The organism is Pseudomonas putida (assembly GCF_001941965.1).
Lineage (GTDB): Bacteria > Pseudomonadota > Gammaproteobacteria > Pseudomonadales > Pseudomonadaceae > Aquipseudomonas > Aquipseudomonas putida_L.
The window spans coordinates 112580-127926 of the sequence record NZ_MKZO01000014.1 but is presented as its reverse complement, the minus strand read 5'-3'; the positions used below and the strand labels follow the sequence as shown (position 1 = coordinate 127926).

Annotated in this window: 15 protein-coding genes and 2 riboswitches; of the genes, 6 read left to right on the top strand and 9 right to left on the bottom strand. The window is 63.4% G+C overall.

What is annotated here, in order from left to right:
• Positions 1-158: 158 nt before the first annotated feature.
• Both PSEMO_RS10525 and PSEMO_RS10515 read right to left on the bottom strand, forming a co-directional pair.
• Positions 159-2585 (bottom strand): type VI secretion system Vgr family protein, encoded by a 2427-nt coding sequence (locus tag PSEMO_RS10525; RefSeq protein WP_075803011.1) that lies wholly within the window; start codon positions 2583-2585, stop codon positions 159-161.
• A gap of 1014 nt (positions 2586-3599) precedes the next feature.
• The gene (locus tag PSEMO_RS10515) at positions 3600-4364 is read right to left on the bottom strand and encodes a hypothetical protein (protein ID WP_075803009.1); all 765 of its coding nucleotides are present in this window, start codon (positions 4362-4364) and stop codon (positions 3600-3602) included.
• 396 nt (positions 4365-4760) lie between these two features.
• Between PSEMO_RS10515 and PSEMO_RS34480 the strand changes: the two genes are divergently transcribed.
• Entirely contained in the window at positions 4761-6320 is a 1560-nt protein-coding gene (locus PSEMO_RS34480) for a methyl-accepting chemotaxis protein (RefSeq protein WP_081430228.1), read from the top strand.
• 305 nt (positions 6321-6625) lie between these two features.
• On the opposite strand, the gene PSEMO_RS10505 is transcribed toward PSEMO_RS34480, so the two are convergent.
• Positions 6626-7066, bottom strand: coding sequence for a GNAT family N-acetyltransferase (locus tag PSEMO_RS10505; RefSeq protein WP_075803007.1), 441 nt, complete (start codon positions 7064-7066; stop codon positions 6626-6628).
• Positions 7067-7166: 100 nt separating this feature from the next.
• Between PSEMO_RS10505 and thpR the strand changes: the two genes are divergently transcribed.
• Together thpR and PSEMO_RS10495 are read left to right on the top strand one after the other, a co-directional pair.
• Complete coding sequence (thpR, locus tag PSEMO_RS10500; RefSeq protein WP_075803006.1) at positions 7167-7724, top strand: RNA 2',3'-cyclic phosphodiesterase; 558 nt, start codon at positions 7167-7169, stop codon at positions 7722-7724.
• Between the two features lie 49 nt (positions 7725-7773).
• The gene (locus PSEMO_RS10495; protein ID WP_075803005.1) at positions 7774-8802 is read left to right on the top strand and encodes a hypothetical protein; all 1029 of its coding nucleotides are present in this window, start codon (positions 7774-7776) and stop codon (positions 8800-8802) included.
• A 204-nt stretch (positions 8803-9006) separates the two neighbouring features.
• Here the strand turns inward: PSEMO_RS10495 and PSEMO_RS10490 are convergent, their stop codons facing one another.
• Positions 9007-9819, bottom strand: coding sequence for a gamma-glutamyl-gamma-aminobutyrate hydrolase family protein (locus PSEMO_RS10490; protein ID WP_075803004.1), 813 nt, complete (start codon positions 9817-9819; stop codon positions 9007-9009).
• A gap of 376 nt (positions 9820-10195) precedes the next feature.
• On the opposite strand from PSEMO_RS10490, the gene hpaR reads away from it, so the two are divergent.
• The gene (gene hpaR, locus PSEMO_RS10485; protein ID WP_075803003.1) at positions 10196-10618 is read left to right on the top strand and encodes a homoprotocatechuate degradation operon regulator HpaR; all 423 of its coding nucleotides are present in this window, start codon (positions 10196-10198) and stop codon (positions 10616-10618) included.
• A gap of 165 nt (positions 10619-10783) precedes the next feature.
• On the top strand, positions 10784-11080 hold the full coding sequence (locus PSEMO_RS10480) for a hypothetical protein (protein ID WP_075803002.1): 297 nt from the start codon (positions 10784-10786) through the stop codon (positions 11078-11080).
• A 115-nt stretch (positions 11081-11195) separates the two neighbouring features.
• On the opposite strand, the gene PSEMO_RS10475 is transcribed toward PSEMO_RS10480, so the two are convergent.
• The 5 genes from PSEMO_RS10475 to PSEMO_RS10455 form a co-directional block, all read right to left on the bottom strand.
• Complete coding sequence (locus tag PSEMO_RS10475) at positions 11196-11441, bottom strand: DUF1272 domain-containing protein (RefSeq protein ID WP_075803001.1); 246 nt, start codon at positions 11439-11441, stop codon at positions 11196-11198.
• A 69-nt stretch (positions 11442-11510) separates the two neighbouring features.
• Positions 11511-12257, bottom strand: coding sequence for a precorrin-4 C(11)-methyltransferase (gene cobM / locus PSEMO_RS10470; RefSeq protein WP_075803000.1), 747 nt, complete (start codon positions 12255-12257; stop codon positions 11511-11513).
• Between the two features lie 29 nt (positions 12258-12286).
• Entirely contained in the window at positions 12287-12712 is a 426-nt protein-coding gene (locus PSEMO_RS10465; protein WP_075802999.1) for a cobalamin biosynthesis protein, read from the bottom strand.
• Positions 12712-13410, bottom strand: coding sequence for a CbtA family protein (locus PSEMO_RS10460; RefSeq protein WP_075802998.1), 699 nt, complete (start codon positions 13408-13410; stop codon positions 12712-12714). The genes PSEMO_RS10465 and PSEMO_RS10460 overlap by 1 nt, the downstream gene beginning before the upstream one ends.
• 10 nt (positions 13411-13420) lie before the next feature.
• On the bottom strand, positions 13421-13609 hold the full coding sequence (locus PSEMO_RS10455) for a CbtB domain-containing protein (protein WP_075802997.1): 189 nt from the start codon (positions 13607-13609) through the stop codon (positions 13421-13423).
• Positions 13610-13709: 100 nt separating this feature from the next.
• A riboswitch (cobalamin riboswitch) is annotated at positions 13710-13926 on the bottom strand.
• A gap of 56 nt (positions 13927-13982) precedes the next feature.
• Positions 13983-14179: riboswitch (cobalamin riboswitch) on the top strand.
• 95 nt (positions 14180-14274) lie between these two features.
• Here PSEMO_RS10455 and cobW point away from each other — a divergent pair.
• Positions 14275-15345, top strand: coding sequence for a cobalamin biosynthesis protein CobW (gene cobW / locus PSEMO_RS10450; RefSeq protein ID WP_075802996.1), 1071 nt, complete (start codon positions 14275-14277; stop codon positions 15343-15345).
• Positions 15346-15347: the final 2 nt, after the last annotated feature.

Here is a 15347-nt window from a genome sequence, read left to right as displayed (position 1 = left end):
CGCCGGCTCGGGGTGAGGTTTGAGCGGCACTGGCCACGCCGTCAGTTGTGGGCGTTGCGGTACGGGAGGTGGCGGCGGCAGCGGGTCACCCTTGCCGAACAGGTACTCGGATAAGCGCTTGAGCATGCGTGGTTTTCCTGTGATGGGACCGGGAAGGGTCAGCCGGAGTGGTCGCTCTGGTAGGAGCCTTTTTTCTCGTAGTCCGTCAGCACCGGCAGCGCCGGGAGGTCGAGCGTCATTTTGGTTTTGCCGGTGAAGTAGACGTAGGGCGCCTTGACCAGGTAGTCCCCCTCGGTCCCCGCTTCGACGCGGCAGGGGTCGAGGATCAGGTAGCTGCCACCGGCATTGAGGGTGATCTTCTTGCCCGCGCTGATGCGGATTTCATCCTCGGTGCTGGTGATCTCCAGCCCTTGCCGGGCCATCAACAGCAGGCGGTCGTTCTGTGCCTGGACCTGCACCGGGCCCTGGTTGGCAATCAGCTTGATGCCGAGCTTGCGCACGAACAGGCTGAGCCCCTGGCCGGCGCCGATGAACAGGCGCTTGATCACGCTGACGTCGCCATGGCCGCCAGCGTTGAGCATCAGGTTGTCCCGGGCCGCCAGCTGCAGGTGGGTGCCACTGGTGGCGGCAATGCCTTCAGGCGCGCTGAGCAGCAGGACCGCAGACTTGAGCTGCGCCAGATCCTGCTTGAACAGGTCGATCTGCGCCTGCACATCCGCCGATTCGGCCCGACAGCTCCCGGCATCGTTGGAAAGATGTTCCAGTTGTTCGGCAGCCTGTTGCAGAAGGCCGAGAGTCGACCCCATTTCCAGTACCTCGCCTTCGGCCCCAGGCTGGGCGTGGGCACTGATGAGCAAGCCTTTTCCTGCCCTGAGCACGCCCCAGTGATCGGTCCGCAGTTCAAAACCCTCGCCCCGTTTCCTGCGCTCTCTATCCACCAGGTGCCCGAGGTTCAACTGGCTCTTGCCGGCGAACTCGGTGCTGAGCTTGACGTGCTCCTCTCCTGTCTTGTCCTCCATGCGTAACTTGTTGTTGCTCGGGGTGCGCAGCACATTACGGTGGAAGTTGTCCTGGGTGACGTGGTCGGGATGCCGGCTGTCATGCAGCGCATGGGCGATGTAGGGACGATCCGGGTCGCCCTCTACGAAGGCCACCGCTACCTCGGTACCGGCGAGCAGCGGGAAGTGGCTGCCATATTTGTCCCCGGCGTAGGGTCGGGCAAGACGCATTGGCAGGCTCTCGAAGCCGGCCTTGCGCTCGTCCCGGTCGAACAGGAAGCTGACCCGGTAGCAACCGTCCTCGTCCAGGTGGCTGTAACGGTCATAGGGGTTCTTGCTGGTGATGCGTGCCGGCAATGTTCCGGAGATCTGCGGTTTTGCCAGGTACGGTGGGCGGAAGCAGATGAAATGCGAATAAGGAATGCCTTCGAATTCGACGCTGAAGCTGGCGTTTCGCGCTGCCCGGGTCGTGATGGTCGTGATGGCTACCCGGTTGGCGAAGTCTTGTGGCACCGGGCCCTCGATCTCGAGAACCTGGCCCGGGGCCAGGGTGGGGCTGCTACTGCTGCCCAGTAGGCGCGAACGCTGGTTGAGGATGCGCTCGCGGCGCAGGTTGGCGAAGAAGTGGCCGCTCTCCACCTCGGCTTCGCCCCTGTGTGCGTAGCGATCGCCGAGTTCGGTGTACGGCTCGTTGTAGTCGTAGCGCTCGCCGTACGTCGTGGCAACGATCAGATGATGCTGCTCGATTTCGTCCTGTAGCTCTTTCTGCGCCTGACGGTGGTCGTAGCTCCGGAAAAACTGGTTTTTTTCAACAACCTGATGATGGGTGCGCAGGTTCCACGCGCCATCGGCACCACCGCTTGAAAACCCCGATGGCCAGAGCAGCGGCAGTTTGACGTCGAACTGGAAATGGCAGGGCGCGTCGTGGAAACGCACCACGTCGATGTTCAGCTTGAGGTCGGCGTCGATGCGGTACCAGATGCCGACCTCGGCCAGCAAGCGGTTGATGAAGCTCAGGTCGTTTTCGCCGTACTGCATGACGTGGGGGCGGCGTGGGTATTCCCGTACGAGCTTGAATTCGAACTCATGGGGCAACAGGCCGTGCCGCTGGGTCAGGATGTATCGGACGATCTCCGGTACCGACTGGTTGCGGTACAGGCGGTATTGCTTGCCACGTTCCAGGTGGGCGAAGCGCGGTTGCAGGATGACCTCGTAGTGCCCCTGTTCGTGACTGCCGCCCAGGCGCCGGAATGCGCTGATCGCACCGTAGAGCTTGCGCAGTGGCAGATGCTCTCGAGGGGGCTCCTCCCAGGGGTAACGGGGTGGCGGCGGGCCATACAGGGCGAAGCTGGCCCGGCGATTGAGTACGGAGGTGGCGTCGATGTCCAGCGCCGAGGCGGGGGACTCGTCGCTATCGGCCTGGAAGACGCCCGGAGTGGTGCGCGGTACCGGGCTGGTGAACTGGATGCGGTAATGGAACGGTTGGCTGAGATGCTCCTTGCCCTCGAAAGAGAGCACATCGGCCTGCACCTTGAGGTGGATGATTTCCAGCTCGTAAGGGTTTTTCACGGGATGGGAAACGGACATGGCAAGTCGATCCTTGGCCTGGGCATTCAGTGCGTGGTCGCAGTTGAGCCAGGGACCGGCCGCGCTACGTTCGGAGGGAACTTGGCGCATTTCGGTGGGTGTGGACAAGGCGAAACGGGTGGTGTGCAGGATATTCAGCAGGGGCCTACAGGCTGCATGGAAAATGCCTACGAGAGATAGGCTGTATCGCGGCCGAAACGTCCTGTCTGCTAGGGTTGTGCAGGATTGACGCCCACCGTGGGCGGGCGATCCCGTCTTCAATCCGGATCGATTTCCCTGCAAGGACACAATGACTTCTGAAGTCCACTACGCCGGCATCCGCCTGCACATCGACCACCGCCCCGCCAGCAGCGATATCTACCTGCTGGCACTCCACGGCGGTGGAGAAGGGCACCTTGGTGTATTCACTGGGGGGCGCGATGAGCTTTGGCAGCGCGGTATCGGCTCCACGGCCTTCGACTGCATCGGCCATGGCGCGACGGGCGGGACCATGGAGGCATGGGTATCTACACATCTTTTCCGAAGGCCAGTGGTGACCCCGGGTCGCTTGTCGAGAGACCGCATGATGGCCACCAGGCGCAAGCCGACAGATCTTCAGCGTTCTCCAGATCGAGCGCCGCCCGCGCGGCGCATCGCTGGCAAGCCAGCTCCCACATTGGTTGCAACGTACCTATGCCTGTAAGGCCATAGTTGTCCGCCTTGTTTGTCCGACTCGATATCCCGCCGAGCCCAATAGCCTCCATGCGATACATCGCGCAAACCTCCAAAGGCTAGCAACGGAGATCTCACAGGCCATGGCACGTTGCAACAAATGTGGGAGCGGATTCATCCGCGATGCGCCGCGCGGGCGGCGCTCGATCTAAAGGGCGCCAGAAGAGTCATGGCAAGCACCTGTCAGCCCTCATACGATCTACTGACAGGCCATCTCAGCCCAAAAGATGTGTAGATACCCATGCCATGGAGGGCTCGCCACTGCTCTAGTGCGAAGAGCAAGCCGTTGCACTGCGTCGAAGCCTAGGCGTTGACCGGCAGGCTGCGGGTGGCCCGGGTGAAAATCCGCGTCGATGCCTTGCATTCCGGCGGGTAGCGCTCGAACAGCTGGAGCACCCAGTCGGGCCGGGTCTTGCTGGCGTCGTTGAGCCAGTTGGCCACCGAGTCCTGCGGGTACTTGTCGGCTTCGGCCAGCAGCGGGACGAGCAGCGCCTCGGCGATTTCCGGCTCGGACTTCAGGCGGGCGATATGCTCGCACCAGACCCCGCGCGGACGCAGGATCTCGATGCTGAACCGGCGGATCAGCGGGTCGTTGTCGCGATGGTGGCGCTGGAGCAGGGCGAGGCTGCGCTCCAGCTCCGTCACCAGTTGCGGGCGCAGGGCCAGCCAGGCCCATTCGCGTACGCCGAAGTGCTCGTCGGTGGCAAAACGCAGCTGGCCTTGCAGAGCCTCGCCGATATCGCTGTCACGTAGCGCCCAGGCATTGGCGAAGGCCGCCCAGCCACGCACGGTATCGGAAGGGTGGCTGAACAGCAGGTCAGCGTCCCGGGATGGCGCGGGAGTCGCTTCCAGCCATTGGCCTAACGCCAGGCCAATTGTTGCAATTTTTTTCGAAATACCCAGCGTGCGACTGCTTTCTGCAGCCTCTTGCAGGGCCTCGGCCAGGCTCCGGTCGACCTGCGCGGCGACGCTGGCGGCCAGTACCCGTTGGTCCACAGCCAAGCATTCAGCGAGATTGCGGGTAGCCATAGCGCCTTGATCGATAAGCGCTTTTCGGTTTTCGCTCATTGTCCTTTCCTTGACGGTTCGCCGATGTCATCGGGCCAGGGGCGCCGGTCGGCGGCGGCCAAGCCTAGCATTTTCGAACCGGCTGCAAAGGGACGAATAGCCGTGAACAGACAATAGTGTCATATTGGTATCAATCGTTTGCGGATGTTACCATTCCCTTACTATAAGTAGGGTAATGCCGGGCATTGGAAGCCCGGGCAAAAAGAGGTTTCCCGCCCTTGGGGAACCGCATGGATGCCCAGCGCGTGAATCCCCTCCGGAACACTCCTGTGCACCAGGGCCCGTGCCGTTCGCACGGGCTCCGCGTCCCATTGGCTTCGGCGTCATGACAGACAGACTTGCCGGTTACCGTCACCTGCGGACCGGCGAGGGCGAACTCACAGGTTGGAGAAAGGTATGTCCCAGGCATTCACGCTGAAGAACCTCAGCGTCACCCGCAAACTCGGCCTCGGCTTCGGCCTGCTGCTGGCCTTTGCCTTGCTGCTGTCGCTGCTCGGCGGCTTTGGCCTGCAGAACAGCAGTGCATCCTTGCAGCGCATCAGTTTTATCAGCGGCCTGTTCGACGAGATCGTGTTCGCCCGGGAAGCCAACTACAGCCTGGCGCTGACCAATGACTCCGGGCAGCAGGCCCTGCACCAGGAGCACCACGCCAAACTCAAGGAAGGTTTCGACCAGCTTGTCCTGGATGCACGGGAAGGGCGCTGGCCGGCCCAGGACCTGGCGGCGGCGCAGAAGCTCCAGGCTGATCTGCAAACCTATGGCAAGGCCCGCGAGCAGGCCCGCTCGGTGGCCGAGCTGACGGCCGCCAACCAGTTGCTCTCCAAGCTGCAGGACGGCGCCAACGCCCTGTATTACGCCGAGGAGGACCGTGCCTCCGCGCAGGTGAAGAGCACCCATATGCTGCTGGCGGTGATCACCCTGGTGGCAATCATCTGTGGTATTGCCGTCGCCTTGCTGATCAGCCGGCAGATCGTCTATCCGCTGCGTGAAGCGGTGAAGACTGCCCAGCGCATCGCCGGTGGCGACCTGACTGGCGAGACCCACTCCGAACGCGGCGACGAACTCGGCGTGCTCCTGCGCTCGCTGGACAGCATGACCGCCAGCCTGCGCGACGTCATCTCGCAGATCGGCTGCGGCTCGCAGCAACTGGCGGCCTCGGCCTCGCAACTGGCGGCAATCACCAGTACCACCCGCGAAGGCATCGACAGCCAGCGCAACGAGACCGATATGGTCGCCACGGCGATGAACGAGATCGCCGCCACCGTGCAGGAAGTGGCGCGCAACTCCGAGGAGGCCGCCAGTGCTGCCAAGGGCGCCGACCATGAGGTGACCAGCGTGCTGGCGATGTCCCAGCAGGCGATCCGGCAGATCGAGGCAATGGCCAATGGCGTGGGCATCTCCGCCGAATCCCTCGGGCGTTTGCAGCAGGAATGCGGGCGTATCGGCGCGATCCTCGATGTGATCAAGGCGGTGGCCGAGCAGACCAACCTGCTGGCCCTCAACGCTGCCATCGAAGCGGCCCGGGCCGGTGAGGCGGGGCGCGGCTTTGCCGTGGTCGCCGACGAGGTGCGCAACCTGGCGCAGCGTACCCAGGCCTCGTCCAGCGAGATCGAGCAACTGATCATCAAGCTGCAGCACATCGCCAATGAAAGTACCGGGATGATGCAGACCAACCTGGAGCAGACCAGCGCCTCGGTGAATGGTGTACGTGACACCGGCACGGCCCTGGAGCAGATCACCCGGCAGGTGTCGAATATTCAGCAGATGAGCGAGCTGATCGCCACTGCTGCGGAGGAGCAGGCGGCGGTGACCGAAGAGATCAACCAGAGCGTGACCCGCGTGCGCGAGACCGCCGAGGAATCGGCCACTGCCAGTGCCGAAATATCTGCAGCGAGCACCGAACTGAGCCACCTAAGCAGCCGTCTGCACGGCATGGTCGGGCACTTCCGCTGCTGATCTGATCCGTATTTTTCAGTGCTTTCTGAATCTGTTATGCAAACAGATGCTTGCCGAGAATAGGCCCCATGCAAGGTTTATTTTCGGTAGGTGGAGGCAGTGATGGGCAAGATGGCGATTTTTCTGTTCGGGTTTCTGGCACTGGCGATCGTGATCGGGGCGTTGGGGACCATTTCGCCGGTTTGAGTTCTTTATTGGCTTTCAGGGCCTCATCGCTGGCAAGCCAGCTCCCACAGGTTCTGCGGTGCACGCGGTCCCTGTGGGAGCTGGCTTGCCAGCGATAGGGCCATTAGCAACACCGCAAATCAGCGATCTTTCTCATACCGCACATCCCGCTCATCCACCCGCCCGACCAACTCCCAGCCCAGTCGCTGATAGAACCCGTTGGCCCTGATATCGGCATTGCCATCGGTCACCAGCCAGATCCGCTCATGGTTCCGGAACAGGTACGCCTCGGCCAGCCTCATCAGCCCCCGGCCAATCCCCAGCCCTTCAAATCCCGGCCTGATGAACAGGGCAAAGACCTCCCCAGCCTCGCCATCGACCATGGCGAACCCCACGGCAACGCCATCCTGGTGAGCGATCCAGGCACAGGGCTCGGTTTCGAGGATCGAGGCCAGCACCTCGGCGGTGATCCCCAGCCCGGCCATCTGCTCGCGGGACAGGTGGTTCTGGGTGACGCTGGTGCGGATCTCGAACAGGGTTTCGACATCCGCCGGGGTGGCAACGCGCAGCTCCAGGCTCATGAGCTCTCCTTGTCTGTCATTTTCTGGTGCAGCCGAGGATAGCCGGGCAGGGTGGTGCTGTCTTGAGTCATAGTGCCGCGAGACACCCAAGGAGCCTTTCGTGATCAGCCTCGACCCCGGACCCAACGAACCCTTCAAGCGCCTGTTCTTCGCCTTGCCCTGCACCCCGGCGCAAGGCAAGGCCCTGTCGCGCTGGCGTAGAGACCTGCGCCTGCGCAGCGGCAAGCCGGTACCGAGCGGAAATTTCCATGTGACCCTGATGTTTCTTGGTGCAGTCGGTGTAAGCCAGTTGCCGGCGATTCTCGAAGTAGCCGCACGGCTGCGCCCGCCGGAGCGCCTGGAGCCGTTGGTCCTCGATCGGCTGGAGGTCTGGCGGCGCAGCCAGGCGCTGGTGCTGACCACGCAGGAACCGCCAAAAGTACTACTGCGCTGGGTCTACCAGTTGCAGGAGGCCTTGTTGCCACTGGGCTTCGTCGTCGATTCAAGAGAGTTTCGCCCGCACTTGACGCTGGCCCGGGACTTCCGCAACGAAGTGCCCGAGGCAGCGGTGGCGCCGGAGTTTCGCTGGAATGCACGGGAGTTCGTGCTCTACGAGTCCACCAAGGGCAAGTACGAACCCCTGGCGCACTGGCCCCTGCTGGATATCGCCAGAAGTTAGATCGCCGCACCCGCGCCGTTCCTATACTCCAGAAAGCGTGGCGAAGGGGGTGGCGATCGTGAACCGGCGTTCACTGTATCGGGTGTGGCTTGTGGCGTTGCTGGTGATCCTGTGCGGCTGCAGTTCGCGCAATCGCGTGCCGGAGGTACCGCCGGTTGTGCTGTCGCCCGCTGCCTGGCAGCAGGTGGACCGGGAGATCGTCCAGGCCTCGCGCGGCGCCGCCGGGTCGGCCGGGGACTATGCACGGCGCTCCATGCGGGTCTGGCGCGAGCAGGTGCAGGTACAGACCGAAGAGAATTTCATTCCCTGGTTCACCGGCTACTGGACCCAGCAATGGCTGACCCTCAGGGTGGCCTGGTACAAGATGAGCCAGCACCGCGACCAGCCCGATAACCGCCTGGCCCTTTATCTGCAGGACGCTTATCGCGAGCGCGTGCTGGAACCGGTGGCCGAGCAGATCAACCCCGACCTGATCCGCGAGCGTGCGACCGAGCTGTACGTGCAATTGCTCGGCCAGCAGATCCAGGAGATTGGCGAGCGCTATCGGCCTGCGCCAGACCAGTTCGCCCTGCACCTCGAACGTATTCCCGCCATTGCCCTGGGCCCGCCTGCCGCGCGGGACGCCAGCCTGCGCGGCGTGCTCACGGCAAAGCCCTTCGTGCAGCTGCCGGCCTGGCTGGCGCTGAACGAAGAGATTCGCAAGGCCGCCGCGGCCAATGCGACAGCGTCGGACAATGGACTGTCATCGGTGGCCAGCAAAGCCAGCACACGCCTGGAAGCGACCCTGGCGCCCCGGGGCGCACTCAGCGCCGTGGCGGCAGCGGTGGGCAAGGCGGCGGGGATGGCGATCTCGGTGGCCTCGGCCGGGATCGGCGCGATGATGCATGAGAGCGACCGGCCGGAGATGGTCGAGCAGTTGCGGGTGATCCTCAACGCGGCATTGAACGAGGAGTGGCTGAACCTGATGGAGAACCATGGCACCGGGGTGATGGCCGGGGTCTGGTCGTTGTCGGGGCAGATCGAAGGCGAACTGACGGGAAGGGTGGGAATGGAGCCGAGGATGGATGCCATTCCGTAGCGCAGACAGCAGCTTGAGCGATATTCTTAAAGTTGATTATATTTCCGGTTAAATCATTCAAAAACAACGAGTTACGACGTTTTTATAAAGTCATTTGTGAGGTGTGGCGCTGCGATGCGCACAAAAAAGGCCGTATCGATGTGTCTTCGATACGACCTTTTTGATTTAAAAATCCTTTTAAATCAGTTGCTTGAGATGATTATCTCAAGCAATGCTTTGAGTCTTGCTCTGCTGCTTCTTTCCCGCTTGCGCCCGGCAAGCGTCGCCAAACGCCTCGAACATCCGCACCGAATCCGGATTCTTCGCGGCTTGCCATTCCGGGTGCCATTGCACTGCGAACAGGAACGGCGACAGGCTTGGCGCATGGATCGCTTCGACCAGGCCGTCTTCGGCATGAGCCAGGGGCTCGACGCCGTCGCCCAGGGTTTTCAGGCCCTGGCCATGCAGCGAGTTGACGCGGATCTCGTCGCTCTGCAGCAGTTCCCGCAGCCAGCTGCCCGGCTTCAGGCGCACGCTGTGGGAGGCTGCGTATTGCACGTCGACCGGATCCTCGGGGTTCTCCCGGTGATCGTTGAAGCCTGGCTCGGCATAGACCTTCTGGTAGATATCACCGCCGAGGGCCACGTTGATTTCCTGCATGCCACGGCAGATGCCGAAGATCGGCAGGCCACGGGCAATCGCCAGTTGCACCAGCGGCAGGTCGAAGAGGTCGCGGTCACGGTCCTGGGCCTTGCCCGGGGTTTCGTTTTCCTGGCCGTAGAGGGCTGAGTCGATGTTGCTCCCGGCGCCGGTCAGGTACACGCCGTCGGCCATGTCCAGGTACTGCTCGAGGTCTTCGACGCCGCAGCAGGTGGGTACCAGGACTGGGACGCAGCCAGCGTGTTCCACCAGCGGCGTGATGTACTTGTGGGTCATCACCTGGTAGTCGTGACCCTTGCGTTCTTGAGTGCCCATGGTCATCAGGACCACGGGTTTGCGGGATTTCTGATTCTTATTGCCAATGTTGCTGTTGGGCATATGTCACCTTGGGACAGGCGCGGCCTGTCATTGTTGTGCAGGCGCGCCGGTTCGGACCTGGCGCTGCCTGAGGTTTCGAGCACTGCCGGGATGCACGCGAAGGTCGATTCCCGGTCGAAACCTGCCCCATAGCTTGCCAGAGCCGTTAAATATATCAAGCGGATTCACGTTTCTGTGTCCGTATTTCTTAACGTTGGGACTACGATTTATCGGTTAAGCCATTGAAAATTCGAGTGAAAGCGTGATGTTTTACGCACGCGTCAGTTCAATATATTTGACGAATGCGCAGGCTGCGCCAGCGCGGTAGTACAGCGGCGCTTGCAGCCCGAAAGCCCGGCTCTTAAGCTGCACAATCACCGTTGATATCAGTCTGACCATGCCGAAACCAAGACCGTCCCTGACCCTCACCCTGTTGCAAGCCCGGGAAGCCGCCATGGCCTTCTTCCGGCCCTCCCTCAACGAACATGGCCTGACCGAGCAGCAGTGGCGGGTGATCCGCATCCTGCGCCAGCAGGGTGAGCTGGAAAGCCATCAACTGGCCGAGCAGGCCTGCATCCTCAAGCCGAGCATGACCGGCGTGCTCAGCCGCCTGGAGCGCGACGGCCTGGTGCGCCGCAGGAAGTCCAGCACCGACCAGCGCCGGGTCTTCGTCGGCCTGACCGAGCAGGGCCAGCAGTGCTTCATCGCCATGAGCGAGGATATGGAGCGCAACTACCAGCGCATCCTCGAGCAGTTCGGCGACGAGAAGCTGCAGACACTGCTGGGTTTGCTGAACGAGCTGAAGAGCGTCAAGCCTTGATCGCAGGTTATTCGCGCAAGTAAAAAGTCCTACATATACTGTCGGGTATCCGCCACAGCCTGCTGTCGTCGGTCGGACTTCGACGTCTCGATGCCCGTTGTAGTGCCGTATCCGCAGTAGCCCGCACGCGAGGCGTTCTTGCAGACGCTAAGAGAGGCTATTGCAATGGATATCATCAGTCTGGTTGTGCAAGTCATCGCGGGTGTGATTGGCGGCAACGCGGCGGGGTTGAGCAAGGAGGGCATGGGCCCGGTGCTCAACAGTGTCCTTGGTGGGGTCGGTGGCGTGGTGGTGGGGCAGGTGCTGGCCCATCTGACCGGCGATCAGTCCCTGGCCCAGGCCGGCGCGGAAGGTTCCCTGGATATTCCAGCCATTATCAGCAGCGTGATCGGCGGTGGCGCCGGTGGTGCGGTGCTGACCTGGGTGGTGGGGTTCATCAAGAGCAAGATGCAGGCGCATTGATGTGAATTCGATGGCCTCATCGCTGGCAAGCCAGCTCCCACAGGGTTTGCGGTGCACACACTACCTGTGGGAGCTGGCTTGCCAGCGATGAGGCCATCAGCAACACCATAAGCTTCTAGTGTGCAGGACAGCCTTCGGCCTTCACCGTCCGCACCGTCGTCGCCGGATTCTTCACCAGCTTCTCCCCGACCCGCGCCGGTCGCGGTTGCAATTCACCCCCGCAATTCGGGCACTTGCCCTTCAGTTGATCGTCCGCGCAGCTACGGCAATAGGTGCACTCGAACGAGCAGATCATCGCGTCACGGCTGTCGCCCGGCAGTGCCGTGGCGCAGCATTCGCAGCAAGGACGAAGTTCCAGCATCGGGGGAAATCCTTTCTTGGGTGGTGGTCGTCCTAATGTGCAGGCACGGTGATAGCAATGCAATACGTCTCAAGGCCGGTACAGATGGGCATGCCCCGCCCGATACAGCGCCGATTCGCTGAAGCTGTCGCTGGCCAGCACCCGGCCCACCAGGATCAGCGCGGTACGCCGGAAGCCCTTGGCCGCCGTGAGCTCGACGATGTCGTCCAGTGTTCCCAGCGCCCAGTCCTGATCCGGCCAGGTAGCCCGGTGCACCACGGCGATCGGGCAGTCACCGCCGTAATGCGGGCGTAGCTCCTCGACGATCCTTGGCAGATGGCGCACGCCCAGGTGTATCGCCATGGTCGTCTTGTGGCTGGCCAGGCTGGCCAGCGCTTCGCCCTCGGGCATCGGCGAGGAATCGGCGAAGCGGGTGAGGATCACGCTCTGGGCGATATCCGGCAGGGTCAGTTCGCAGCCGAGCAGGGCGGCGCTGGCCGCCGTGGCCGTGACCCCGGGGACGATCTCGTAGGGAATCTCCAGCTCGCGCAGGTGGCGGATCTGCTCGCCGATGGCGCCATACAGGCCGGGGTCGCCGCTGTGCACCCGGGCGATGTCCTGGCCCTTGGCATGGGCGGCGGCGATCACCTCGATGATCTGTTGCAGGTGCAGTTCGGCACTGTTGATCAGGGTCTCGGCGTTATGCCCGTCGAGCACGGCGGCGGGCACCAGCGAGCCGGCATAGATGATGACCGGGCACTGGCGAATCAGGCGCTGGCCCTTGACGGTGATCAGCTCCGGATCGCCGGGGCCGGCGCCGATGAAATAGACGGTCATGGGAGGTCTCTGGAAAACGGAAGGGCGGATTATCCGCCAGAAGCAGGGATCCAGGCCAATGCCAGGGTCATATCGTCGCGCACGATGCGCTCGACGCGCAGCTCGGCCAGCCCGCCGTCAAGCTGCTCGGCCAGGGCCAGGGCGCTGCTTTCCGCTACGCCATAACAGCCGCTGTGTTGAAAGGCGATGGCCGAGCGATGGCTCAGGCGCGGGGTATACGGGGCGAGTTGCACGGCATTGAAGAAGTGCAGGGGCAGGCCGAGATCGGCAGCCAGCTGCAGCAGGCCGGGTTCCTGGCGCTTGAGATCGATGCTGGCAAGAGCAACCAGCGCGGCGAAAGGCAGGTTGCGCGATTGCATCACATCCCGCAGCAGCCCGGCCAGCTCACTGGCCGGGGCACCACGGCGGCAGCCCAGCCCGGCGTACAACGCTGCCACGCCGGACGGGACGGCCATCAGGCGGACTGCCGCCGGTACAGCCAGGCGCTGATCAGGCCCAGGGCCAGCCAGAAACCGGCATTGGTCAGCAACGAAGCGACGATGAACTGCGACTCCAGGGCTTCCGGCGCCAGGCTTTCATGGACGTCCGGCTGCGGGGCGCCGATTACATGGGGAATCGCCAGCAGGATCAGGCCGGCGATTTTCAGCACCCAGTTGCCTGCAAACACCATCAGCGCCAGGCCGATAGCGGTGGCAGCGGCGGTGCCAACCCACCAGAACTGGCGCTGGACGAGGTCGGCCGCGGCGGTACCCGGCAGCTCCGGCGGCAGGCCGAGGTTCGGCGCCAGGCAGAACACGGCGAAACCGCCCAGGCCCCAGAGCGCGCCGACACCGATGCTGCCCGGGCTGCGCAGGGTGTACATGGCCGCCAGCAGCAAGGCGAAGCCCACCGCGACCACCAGGTTGCCGCCGGTGGTGGACAGCACGCGCTGCCAGCCATCTTCCGGCGACCAGGCTTCGGCATCGTGGTGATGACCTTCGCCCGCTGCGGCCGCGTCGGCGTGCTCATGCTCATGGACCTCGGCCGGCGCCGAGTTTTCGTAGGTTTCCGCCTTGAGGATCAGCGGCGCGACCCAGAAGCTTTGCAGCAGGGTCAGCAGCACGGCCGCCAGCAGACCGGTAAAGCCCGCGGTGCGGGCAATGCGAGTGAACATGGGTCGGGCCTCAGTGGCAGGGGAAGGCGGCGCTGTGGCGGGTGTCGTGGGCGGCGTTGTGCACCGCTTCGATATGCGAGAAACCGGCGAAGTAGACCAGGCACAGGCCCAGTACCGAAGCGCTGACGGCCGCGACGATGCGCTGGCTGAGGGTGGTGGAGGTGCTGCTGGCGTGGCTGGCGGTACTGATGACGGGCATGGCGCTTTCCTCTTGGTGTTGTTCGGGCAACAGGCAAGCGCGAAGAACGCCTGGATGCGGGGCACCCAGGCGTTGCAACGTCGCCCGCCCACCGCGGGTTTGGTCAAATCTGTCATGGGCCGGTCTCCGGGCTTGCAGGGGGCTGTGGGCCGAGGCGTCTCCTTCCCATGCCGGACTGCTGGCACAGTGGATCAGACGCTTTCCTTGCTTACCGTTGCGGGGGCAGCACCGGAATGACTGGACCTGACGGTCACAGCGCACCGGTTTCCCGTTTCACCTTTTGTAATAAAAAAGGCACCCAAACGAATCGCGCTAGGTAATCACGCGCGTTGACATCCGTCAATACAGCGGTTGACCGGCTTCCGGGCACTGCGTAGCCTTGCCGGTTCGAGGTTCTCCGACGCGGGTCGGAGCTAAGACGGGAACGCGGCAAGCCGCGGCTGCCCCCGCAACTGTAAGTGCCGAGTCCATCGACCAGTGCCACTGCCGAGCATAAAGGGCGGGAAGGCGTCGATGGCGTCCCGAGGACACGGCGCAAGCCAGGAGACCTGCCTCGACCAGCTTCCACATTAACCGGGCGGGGTGATCCGGTGGCGAACGCGTCCAGACCGCACGGTTCCTGGCCTCCGTCCCCCATGCCCGCCATGCTGCCAAGGGCATCCGACATGAAAACACTGGCCAAACTCCCCGTTACCATCGTCACCGGCTTTCTCGGCTCGGGCAAAACCACCCTGCTGCGCCATATGCTGGACAACGCCAATGGCCGCCGCATCGCGGTGATCGTCAACGAATTCGGCGAGCTGGGCATCGATGGCGAGATCCTCAAGCAATGCAGCATCGGCTGCACCGAGGAAGAGGCCAACGGCCGCGTCTACGAGCTGGCCAACGGTTGCCTGTGCTGTACCGTGCAGGAAGAGTTCTTCCCGGTGATGCGCGAGCTGGTGGCGCGCCGCGGCGATCTGGACCAGATCCTTATCGAAACCAGCGGCCTGGCCCTGCCCAAGCCCCTGGTCCAGGCCTTCCAATGGCCGGAAATCCGCAACGCCTGCACCGTCGACGCGGTGATCACCGTGGTCGACAGCCCGGCCGTGGCCGCCGGCACCTTCGCCGCCTTCCCGGAGCAGGTCGACGCCCAGCGCAAGCTGGACCCGAACCTGGACCACGAATCGCCGTTGCACGAACTGTTCGCTGACCAACTGGCCAGCGCCGACCTGGTGATCCTCAACAAGTGCGACCAGATCGCCCCTGAAGCCCTGGCCGCCGTGCGCGCCGAGGTCGAGGAAGAACTGCCGCCAGCGGTCAAGGTGGTCGAAGCCAGCAAGGGTGTGCTGCCGCTGGAAGTGCTGCTGGGCCTGGGTGCCGAGTCGGAGGCCCATATCGACGGCCGCCGCACCCACCACGATTCGCACCATGACGGCGACGATGACCACGACGATCACGACCACGACGCCTTCGACTCCATCTCCCTCGACCTGCCGGAAGCCGACGAAAGCCTGTTGCTGGATGCCCTGACCCAACTGGTCACCGACACCGGCATCCTGCGGGTCAAGGGTTTCGCGGCCATCCCAGGCAAACCGATGCGCCTGCTGATCCAGGGCGTGGGTACCCGTTTCGACAAGCACTTCGACCGCGCCTGGCGCAGCGACGAAGCGCGCATCACCCGCCTGGTGCTGATCGGCCAGGACCTGGATGCCGCTGCTCTGGAAGCACGCCTGCGCGCTGCCCTGGGCGCCTGATC

What these genes read in the sequence shown, in the direction of transcription:
- PSEMO_RS10525 (WP_075803011.1), bottom strand. Translation starts at nt 2,585, where the DNA reads ATGTCCGTTTCCCATCCCGTGAAAAACCCTTACGAGCTGGAAATCATC.
- PSEMO_RS10515 (WP_075803009.1), bottom strand. Translation starts at nt 4,364, where the DNA reads ATGAGCGAAAACCGAAAAGCGCTTATCGATCAAGGCGCTATGGCTACC.
- PSEMO_RS34480 (WP_081430228.1), top strand. Translation starts at nt 4,761, where the DNA reads ATGTCCCAGGCATTCACGCTGAAGAACCTCAGCGTCACCCGCAAACTC.
- PSEMO_RS10505 (WP_075803007.1), bottom strand. Translation starts at nt 7,066, where the DNA reads ATGAGCCTGGAGCTGCGCGTTGCCACCCCGGCGGATGTCGAAACCCTG.
- PSEMO_RS10490 (WP_075803004.1), bottom strand. Translation starts at nt 9,819, where the DNA reads ATGCCCAACAGCAACATTGGCAATAAGAATCAGAAATCCCGCAAACCC.
- hpaR (WP_075803003.1), top strand. Translation starts at nt 10,196, where the DNA reads ATGCCGAAACCAAGACCGTCCCTGACCCTCACCCTGTTGCAAGCCCGG.
- PSEMO_RS10480 (WP_075803002.1), top strand. Translation starts at nt 10,784, where the DNA reads ATGGATATCATCAGTCTGGTTGTGCAAGTCATCGCGGGTGTGATTGGC.
- PSEMO_RS10475 (WP_075803001.1), bottom strand. Translation starts at nt 11,441, where the DNA reads ATGCTGGAACTTCGTCCTTGCTGCGAATGCTGCGCCACGGCACTGCCG.
- cobM (WP_075803000.1), bottom strand. Translation starts at nt 12,257, where the DNA reads ATGACCGTCTATTTCATCGGCGCCGGCCCCGGCGATCCGGAGCTGATC.
- PSEMO_RS10465 (WP_075802999.1), bottom strand. Translation starts at nt 12,712, where the DNA reads ATGGCCGTCCCGTCCGGCGTGGCAGCGTTGTACGCCGGGCTGGGCTGC.
- PSEMO_RS10460 (WP_075802998.1), bottom strand. Translation starts at nt 13,410, where the DNA reads ATGTTCACTCGCATTGCCCGCACCGCGGGCTTTACCGGTCTGCTGGCG.
- PSEMO_RS10455 (WP_075802997.1), bottom strand. Translation starts at nt 13,609, where the DNA reads ATGCCCGTCATCAGTACCGCCAGCCACGCCAGCAGCACCTCCACCACC.
- cobW (WP_075802996.1), top strand. Translation starts at nt 14,275, where the DNA reads ATGAAAACACTGGCCAAACTCCCCGTTACCATCGTCACCGGCTTTCTC.